General features: G+C 69.2%; 9 protein-coding genes. 1 reads left to right on the forward strand and 8 read right to left on the reverse strand.

The annotated features are described in order from the left end of the window. Positions 1–807 (reverse strand): LysR family transcriptional regulator (locus VI056_01600; protein ID HEY6201714.1); only part of this gene is annotated, 807 nt, incomplete at its 3' end. 109 nt (positions 808–916) lie between these two features. On the opposite strand from VI056_01600, the gene VI056_01605 reads away from it, so the two are divergent. Continuing rightward, positions 917–2200: a hypothetical protein gene (locus tag VI056_01605; protein ID HEY6201715.1), complete on the forward strand. Its 1284-nt coding sequence runs from the start codon at positions 917–919 to the stop codon at positions 2198–2200. Positions 2201–2265: 65 nt separating this feature from the next. Here VI056_01605 and VI056_01610 read toward each other — a convergent pair whose 3' ends face one another. The 7 genes from VI056_01610 to VI056_01640 form a co-directional block, all read right to left on the reverse strand. Continuing rightward, positions 2266–2700, reverse strand: a complete 435-nt coding sequence (locus tag VI056_01610; GenBank protein ID HEY6201716.1) for a hypothetical protein — start codon at positions 2698–2700, stop codon at positions 2266–2268. A 10-nt stretch (positions 2701–2710) separates the two neighbouring features. Then, positions 2711–3442: a class II aldolase/adducin family protein gene (locus VI056_01615; protein ID HEY6201717.1), complete on the reverse strand. Its 732-nt coding sequence runs from the start codon at positions 3440–3442 to the stop codon at positions 2711–2713. After that, entirely contained in the window at positions 3439–4557 is a 1119-nt protein-coding gene (fni, locus tag VI056_01620; protein HEY6201718.1) for a type 2 isopentenyl-diphosphate Delta-isomerase, read from the reverse strand. The genes VI056_01615 and fni overlap by 4 nt, the downstream gene beginning before the upstream one ends. A 12-nt stretch (positions 4558–4569) precedes the next feature. Further along, entirely contained in the window at positions 4570–5793 is a 1224-nt protein-coding gene (locus VI056_01625) for a CoA transferase (GenBank protein HEY6201719.1), read from the reverse strand. After that, complete coding sequence (locus VI056_01630; protein ID HEY6201720.1) at positions 5790–7001, reverse strand: CoA transferase; 1212 nt, start codon at positions 6999–7001, stop codon at positions 5790–5792. Before VI056_01630 ends, VI056_01625 begins: the two co-directional genes overlap by 4 nt. An 8-nt stretch (positions 7002–7009) precedes the next feature. After that, positions 7010–8632, reverse strand: a complete 1623-nt coding sequence (locus VI056_01635; protein ID HEY6201721.1) for a UbiD family decarboxylase — start codon at positions 8630–8632, stop codon at positions 7010–7012. A 26-nt stretch (positions 8633–8658) separates the two neighbouring features. Then, positions 8659–8910: hypothetical protein (locus VI056_01640; protein ID HEY6201722.1), on the reverse strand; the 252-nt coding region annotated here is incomplete at its 5' end.

The following is an 8910-nucleotide window of genomic DNA, read 5'->3' on the forward strand; positions in this document are numbered from 1 at the left end:
ATGAACCAGGGACAGATGGCGTTGCACCTTCCACCCTGGAAGTCGCACGAGCGCGAGCGTGCCGGCGGCCAGCTCCACTTCGACGGCGTGACGGCTGATCGCAGTGACGCCGAGCCCCTCGGCCACGGTGAGCTTCACGCCTTCCCACGACGGGAATGAGAGGCGTCGTTTCGGACTGATGCCGAGGTCGCGCCAGGCTGCCTCCACGGCTGCACGTGTCGCCGATCCCTCCTCGCGCGCGATCCAGGTGAGCTCCTCGGCGGCGCGTGGCGTCAGTCCCCGCCTCGCGATCGCCGGCGCGGCCACGACGACGATCTCGTCGACCACGAGCCGCTCGGCTTCGAGGTCCGGCGCGGCCGCAGCACCAACGACACCGATCTCGACGCGGTGTGCGCGCACGGCCTCGACGATCTCCGCGCTCGTGCCGACCATGATCACGTCGAGCGCGACCGCCGGATGCGCGCGGTGATAGAGCGCGAGCGCGCGCGGGATCAAGTACATCCCGTTGCCCGACGCTCCCACGGCCAATCGACCCACAAGGTCGCCGTCGATCGTCGCGACGCCGCGGCCGGCCTGCGCGAGGATCGCTTCAGCGCGGAGCACGTACTCGGCGACGAATCCGCCGGCACGCGTGAGCTCCGCGCGACGTGGACCACGGGTGACCAGCTTCGTCCCGAGCTCGGCCTCGAGATCCGCGACGTGCTTGGACACCGCGGGCTGGCTGATGACCAACTCTTCGGCCGCCGCGGAGAAAGACCCGCGCCGAGCGAGCGCCGCGAAGGCGCGAAGTCGCGCCTCGACCTGCATAATCTGAAGTTATATCTCGTATGGCAATTATGTATTTGTGTTCTACCCGTCCCAGATCGAATTTGTCGCTCACGGCGGCAGCGCCGAATCGATCAGGGAGGCGAAGGCCATGCGTTCGTATCTCGCGACCACACTCATCGCGCTTCTCGTCGCCGGCGGGTGTGGCGGTCAGGTCCCGGCGTCGCCGGCGCAGACCGCCAGCGCGGCGCCGACCGCAGCGGCGGACTTCGAGCTGTGGGTGCCCGACCAGGCGGAGACGGCGCCCACAGGCGGAGGCACGCTGAACATCTACCGCGGCTCCGACCTGGCAAAGGCCGGCACGCCCGTCCCCGCGTATTCGATCAACCTCGCCGAGGCGGCGCTCGGTGTCGGCGACGGCATGGGCAAGCACCCGCACAACGTCACCTTCAACGCGACGATGACGCACGCGGTCATCTCGTATGTCGGCAGCGGCCACATCCAGGTCATCCGCGCGAGCGACCGTAAGGTCGTGGCCAGCATCAAGATGAGCGCGACGGCCGCCGGCAACCCCGCGGCGCACAACTCGGCCGTCACGCCATCGGGCGACGCGATCATCGTCGCGAACCAGGGCGCGAAGAAGCTCCAGCGAATCAGCGCGGACTTCAAGAACGACGTGTACAAGCTCGATGCGGCGGCCGACCTCGATCTCGCACCGCTCGAGGACGCGGCGCACCCCGGCAACAACCCAGTGATGGCGCTCTTCACTCAGGACGGCAAGTACGCATACGTGCCGCAGCGCGGCGGCGGCGCCTACCTCGTCGATTACACCGCGACGCCGATGAAGGCGGTCGCGACGCTCGGCAAGAACGACATCTCGGCGCAGTCATGCTGTGCCGTCGCGCTCAAGGACGGGACCATCTGGACCACCGCGCAGGGCGGCCCGACGCCGACCACGACGGCCTTCAATCTCCTGCAAGTCACGTGGACGCCGACGTCGCTGAGCGCGAAGAAGCTCCTCGCGCGATCCGGCAGCGTCGAATCCCACAGCGTGCTCGCCGTTGGCCAGTACGTGTGGGTGGCGGATCGCTTCGCGAACACGATCGACATCTTCGACACGAAGACGACCGGCGAGCCGCTGGCCACGATCAACCTCGCCACCGGTCCGCTCGCCGGACGCGACCCGGCTCCCGACATCATGGATCTCTCTCCCGACGGCGCATCCGTCTTCGTCGCGCTGCGCGGCAAGGCGCCCGTGACCAGCAACATCAAGGACCTGAACAACGCCGTCGGCGATGTCGGTGGCTTCGCGATCCTCAGCGTGAAGGACGGCGGGCGATCCGCCGAGGTCCGTTCTTTCGTCAGCCTGGCCCAGGGAGCCGGCGCGAGCACCGTCGATCCACACGGCCTGCGAGTAAGACCACTCGCTCGCTGAGCGTCTCCCTGACGTGCGGTGGCGGCGGTGCCGGTGGCATCGCCGCCATGCGCATTGCCGCCGAGTTACTTTGGCGGTCGAGGCGCGGGCGTGCGGTCCGGTAGGAGCCAGGGAAGAGCCTCGGCCATCGGCTCGACGAGGCTCGCGTACTGCTCGCGGCTGAGGTCCTCTTTCGCGAAGAGCCCGAGCGCAGCGCCGAAGGCCGCGCGCTCGGCTTTGTGTCCAAGCTGGCCGTGCTTCGCCTTCCAGCTCACCAGCGCGCCGGCGGCCTCGGTCAGGCCGAAGAGCATGCGACGGAGCTCCTCCCAGCGTGGACCAAGATCGTGCTGCTCGATCTGCGCGAGTGCGGCGCGCTCGGCCGCGTGATACGCGTCAAGGCCGCGGCGCTCATGCCGATCCCAGCCCCATGCCGCGCGCTCGATCCCGTTGGCGTCGAACACGCGGAGATCGGCGGTGAGGCGATCGAGCTCCTTCTGATCGGGACCGCGGCCTCCGCTCATGCGCAGAACGCTAATCCTTCTCTGATCCGGCGCGCTGCGGGAGCCGCCGCACCCAGTACTCCCAGGCCCGTTCGCCGGCATGACCGCGCAGCATCTCGGAGGCGAGCTGCGTCTCGGCTTTGCTGAGCGCGTGGACCTTGCCCATACCACGCGCCGTAGCGAGCAGCGTGGCGTTCCGCTCGAGGTAGACGGCGGCGAAGACGGCGGCGCGCACGTCCTTGCCGGTGACCACGCAGCCGTGTCCGCGCATCAGGACGACGGTCCGGCCGCCGAGCGCCTTCGCGAGATCGTCAGCCTGCGCGGCGTCGCGCACGAGCAGATCCGTGTCGCCGGATCGCGTCGCGATATCCCACACCGGGATCTCATGTCCGATCACCGAGCCCATGTGATAGATCGGCTGCAGCGGAACGCCCGTCACGCTGAACGGGATGACCGCCGGCGCGTGCGAATGTACGACCGCGCCGACATCCGCGCGGTGGCGATACAGCGCGGCGTGGATCGCCACCTCCTCATACGAACGCCGCTCGCCGCCGGCCACGCGCGCGCCACTCAGGTCCAGCAGCTGAAGGTCATCGGCCTCGACGAGCTCGGGTGCGCGCGTGTGGGAGATCAGAAAGCGATCCGTTGCTGTGGGATGCCGCACGCTCACGTGACCGAAGGCGTCGAGGATGCCCTCGTTCGAGAGGATGTGGTTCGCCAGGACGAGATCGTCCACGGTCTCGCGCGGAGCGAATTCGCTCACGAGCCTCCACGGCGCTCCGCCACGCGCCGCCGATACCCGAGCTGCTCGAGCCACGCGAGAGAATTGCCGGTGATCACGACGCTCGCGCTCGGAAGATCGGCGGCGCGGCGCACGCCCGAGAGGAAGATCGCGGTGCGCAGCTCGAGCTCGAACGCGTTGATCCACTCGAGCACCGCGCCCTCACCTTTGAGTGCCGCTTGGAGCAGCGGGCGCCCGACGCCGACCACCGTCGCGCCGAGAGCGAGCGCCTTCGCGGCATCGAGCCCGCTGCGCACGCCGCCGGTCGCAATGACCGGCAGCCCCGCCGCGGCCGCCCCGACGACGGCGACCGCCGTCGGCACGCCCCAGTCGCGGAACCGCTCGCCCAGACCCATCCGCTGCTTGTCTCCGCGCGCCGCCGCGCGGAGGGACTCGATCGCGGCGAACGACGTTCCACCGACGCCGCCGACATCGATCGCCTTCACGCCGAGCCGGCGCAGGCGACGCGCGACGGCGAGCGTGATGCCCGCCCCGGTCTCTTTCGCGATCACCGGGACCGGCGAGCGGCGCGTGAGCGCGCGCACCGCGGCGTCCGAGCCCTTCGCGCGCGTCTGACCTTCCGGCTGGACGGATTCCTCGAGATAATTCAGGTGAAGGGCGAGCGCATCGGCTTTCACCATCTTCAGGATCTTCTCGATGTCCTTCACCGCGAGCGCGCCTTCGCTGTCCTGCTTCACGAGCTGCGAGATCCCGACGTTCGCGATCACGAACGCGTGGGGCGCGTTCTCACGCACGACCGAATACGTCGCCGAAAGCGACGGGTCGCGTAGCGCCGCGCGCTGGCTGCCGACGCCGATCGCGATCCCGGTCTTCTCGGCCACGCGCGCGAGGAGCTCGTTCACCGCGATCGCGCGGCCATGGCCGCCGGTCATCCCGGAGATCGCAAGTGGAAGGCGGAGCGCGTGACCCAGGAAGCGCGTGCCGACGTCGATGTCCTTCGCGTCGATCGACGGGAGCGCGTCGTGCACGAGATGCACGTCCTCCCAACCCGCGCTCGATCTCGTCTCGACGTCGCCCTCGGCGGCGAGCTGGAGGTGCTCGCCCTTGCGTCGGGCTATCTCTTCCGCTTCAGACATCTGCGGTGTGTTCTACGCGAAGACGCCGTCGGCGGCGAGCGAGGCGTATTCGTCCGCGCTGAGGCCGAGGAGCCCCTTGAAGACCTCCTCGTTGTGCTCGCCGAGCGTCGGGCCGGCGCGGTCCGCGCGCGCCGGCGTCTCGGACAGCGCGAACGGCGGAGCCATGAGGCCGACCTCGCCGAGACCGGCGTGCGGCGCGCGCCGCCACACGCCGCGATGCGCGAGCTGGGGGTCATCGAACAGCTCGCCGACCGACTCCACCGCCGCGGCGCGCAGGCCGCGCGCCCGCAACGCGCTGACCGCCTCTTCGCGCGTTCGCGCACTGGTCCACGCAGCGATGCGCGCGTCGAGCTCGGCCTCGCGCGCCCGGCGTCCGTCGGCGTTTCCGAGCGCGGCGTCGCGCGACCACGCCGGGTCGCCGAGCGCGTCGCGCAACCGGCGCCACTCGTCGTCGCTCCAGACCGAAAGCGCGATCCAGCGGTCGTCGCCCTGACTCGGATACACCCCGTGCGGCACGGCCACGCGGTCGTGGTTCGCGTCGCGCGTCGGCACCGTGCCGTTCGCCGCGTGCTCGAGGAGCGCGGGCGCGAGGAACTGGAGCCCCGCCTCGTACTGCGAGAGGTCGATCACGCAGCCTTCGCCGGTGCGGCGCCGCCGCTCGAGCGCGGCGAGGATCGCGATGACGCCATAGCCGACCGCGATGTAGTCGATGTACGGGCCGTAGAGGATCACCGGCGTGCGCCCGGGCTCGCCGAGGAGCTCGTTGAACCCGGCGAGCGCCGTGAGCTGGCTTCCGTATCCGGGATGCTGGGCGTGCGGTCCGGTCTGCCCCTGATTGCAGCTCGAAAGGATGACGAGGTCGGGCCGCGCGCGCCGGAGGGCGTCATGCCCGAGTCCTCGCCGCGCGAGCGTTCCCGCCGGGAAGCTCTCGATCACGACGTCGGCCGTCTTCACCAGCTGAAGCGCGAGCTCGATCCCGCGCGGCTGCTTGAGATCGAGCGTGACCCCGCGCTTTCCGGCGTTGTAGAAGGCGAACATCCCGGCGCGGTCCGGTCCGACGACGTTGTCCTTGAACGGTGGGTACGTCGAGCGGAACGGATCGAGCGCGGTGGACGACTCGACATGGATCACGTCTGCGCCGTGCTGCGCGAGATAGGTGCCGACGAGCGGACCGGCCGCGGCCCACCCGAGCTCGACGACCCGAACGCCTTCGAGAGGCTGGGGGGTGGTCGTCATGCGGTCACCGCACCGCGCCCGACGCGCGCCGCGCTCGGAAGCACCTCCGGGTCGTGCTCGCCCAGTCGCGGCGGGCCGCGGCGCACGCGTGGCCGCTCGCCATCGAATAACGCGAAGCCGCCGGGAAAGGGCAGCGTCGTTCCGTCGATCCGCGTCTCTTGCCAGAACTCGCGCGCGCCAAGCTGCGCGTCGGCGTACACATCCGACGCATCGGCGACGGGGTAGCCGAGCATGTTGCGCTCGATCACGCCGGCGAAGAACTCGCGCTTCGTCAGCGTGCGGAAGAACGCTCCGACCTCGGCCTCGAGCGCGTCGACCTGCTCCTGCGTGAGCGTGCGGTTGTCGAAGGCATCCCAATCGATCGCCGTGAACCGAGGTGCCTGGAAACCGCGCGCGTCCATCCACGACGCGAGCATCCGGCCGGTGTGACGGCCGATCGGACCGCCCTGGATGGCGAAGCTCACGTGGCCATCGGCACAGTCCCAGATGTTGCGGAAGCGAGCGCCGACGCGGCTGCGTCCGATGAGGAACGCGCCGAGACGACGGTGCTCCTCCTTCGCGACGTCCCAGTGCACGGCGGCCGGTGGATGGACCGTGACCATGCTCGCCTGGCCAGAGACGTCGACCTGCTGGCCACGCCGCGTCGCGGCGCGCGCCGCGAGCGCGAAGAGCGCGCCCATGGCCGCGTACATGCCGCTCCAGAACGGCGACTGCGCCAGCGTCGTGCGGACCGGCGCGCGGTCCGGCTCGCCGGCGAGCGCGAGCGCGCCGCTCGACGCCGTGACTTCGAGATCCGATGCGGGCACGCCCGCGAGCGGACCCGCGAGGCCGTACGGCGTGACGGACACCGTGATGAGCGACGGCGACCACGACGTGGCGGTCGCCTGGTCGACGACCTCGCGCGACTGCACCAGCACATCCGCGGACGAGAGCAGCACGCGGAGGCGATCGCGATCGCGCGGGAGGCCCAGCCGCACGCCGCGCTTGTTCGCGTTGAGCGCGATCCACAGGAGCCCGCTGTCGGGTCCGGCGCGGTCGTGCAGGAACGGCGGCACTGCGCGAACCGGATCGCCGCCCGGTGGCTCGACCTTGATGACGTCCGCGCCGAGGTCGGCGAGGATGCGCGCCGCGTGCGCGACGGCGGACGCGGCCCAGACGTCGTCGCCCGCGATCTCGATGACGCGCAGGCCGTCGAGCAGGTCGATCACGACGGCGGCTAGCGGCCCGTCCTGGCGAGGACCTCCGCCCAGGACTGCGTTTTCATGAGCGCCTTGCCCTTCGCGATCTGATCCGCGTCGAACCAGTTCGCGGGGTCGACGCGATCGATCGGATACACCGGCCGCATGAAGTCCTTCTCGAGCCCGTACGGGACCGTCGCATCGATGCCCATCCCGCCCTCGAAGCGGATGTTCATGCCGGTCCACTCGGCGCTCCCGGCGGTCACGCGCTCGGACGGGATGAACGTCTGCCCCGCTCCGCCCGGGACCGGCTTGAGCAGGTCCTGATTCGGATTCACGCGCGTCGTCAGCGCCCAGATGATGTCGTCCATGCTGTAGATATCGACGTCGCTGTCGACAGCGATGCAGAGGCGCAGACCCGCGCTCGTCGCCATCGACGCGGCGATGAAGTTCCGCACCCAGCCGTCGTCGGTCTTGAGACGCTTCTTCACCTGCAGGATGCAGCCGGCCCAGTCGGTCATCGGGAACGGGATGTTCACGTCCTGGATCAGGCCGGGCTGGATCCGGTCGCAGAGCTCCCAGAACGCGGCCTCGCGCACCGTCGTGTCGATGTTGTTGCAGTCATACATGTGCACGCCCATCGGGTAGATGAACGGGCGCTTCTCGCGCTTGCGCATCGTGATCGCGGTGACGTGGAAGGTCTGCGTGCGGTAGGCCTTCCCCATGTAGCCGGCCCATTCCGGATGGAAGTGGAAGCGGCCCTGCGTGTCGGCGTCCTCGGCCTCCTTCGTTTCGTAGCGCTTGTCGCGCGCGTGGAGATATCCCTCGAGCACGTACTCGGAGTCCGCGACGGCATACGCGTCGACCGTGCGCGCCTTCACGAGTCGCGTCGGGAAGCCCTGCACCGCGCCAGCTGCGCCGAGCTCATCGCCGCCGCGCGGCAGGACGACGTAGTCGAAGCCGCCGCCGGCGAGGAGCGTGGACGCGACAGGAAGACCGAAGCACACCGTGAGCGGGATCGGCTGGTCGTCCTTGTAGTGCTCGGTGAGGATCTGCCACATGTGCGATCCCGGCGAGGACTGGAACGTCCCGACGTTGCCCCAGCGAAAGTTCATGCGGTTGTAGCCGATGTGGCTGCCGCCCCAGAAGTACTTCCCGACGACGACGCTGTTGCCGCTTCCGATCGTGATCTCGCCCTCGAGGTGCGTGTGTCGGATGGCCATGATGAATTTGTTCACATCGAGGTCGTCGGTGATGACCTCTTCCTGGCACGGCGCCTGGTCCTGCGGGATCACCTCGTTCGCGATCGGGTGCGTGAGCGAATATGCGAGCTTGCGCGTGCGGTCGGTGGCGTTGTCGTAGCCGAACATGCGGTCGACGATGTCCATGTTCGCGAACAGGTTCGTGATGGCCCGCGCGTGCGGATAGCCCTTCACGTTGTTGAAGAGGATCGGGTAGCTCCCGTCGAAGTGCTTCTGGATGCCCGTGAGCTGGAGGTCGCCGTCGACCTCGACGTCCGTCTCCATGAGCAGCCCCTCGCGTCGCAGCCATTCGACGGTCGCGGGTAGCGACCGCAGCGCATCTTTTGGCGCGGGCTTCACCGCCCGCGGATCCGCGAGGCGCGTTTTGTTCCGCGTGAGCTCAGCCTGCACCGTTGCCATGACACGTCCTCCCGATCAGTTAGGCGCTACTTCTTGTCGAGCCCGCGGTCGACCGCGCTCTGCACGAAGCTGGTGTCGAGCATCTTGCTCACGTCGTAGCTCTTCACCTTGTCGCTCTTCGCACCGAGGATCGACTGCGCGTCGGCGAACATCTCCGGCTTGGGGAACGGCTGCGTTGCCGTGACGAGCTGCGCGTAGAAGTCGTACGTCGCGGCCATCGCGACGTCGTCCGTCGACTTGAAGTACTTCTTCAGCGTGTCGATCCCGAACTGGCGCTC

The organism is Candidatus Limnocylindria bacterium, assembly GCA_036523395.1.
In the GTDB taxonomy this organism is placed as follows: domain Bacteria; phylum Chloroflexota; class Limnocylindria; order P2-11E; family P2-11E; genus CF-39.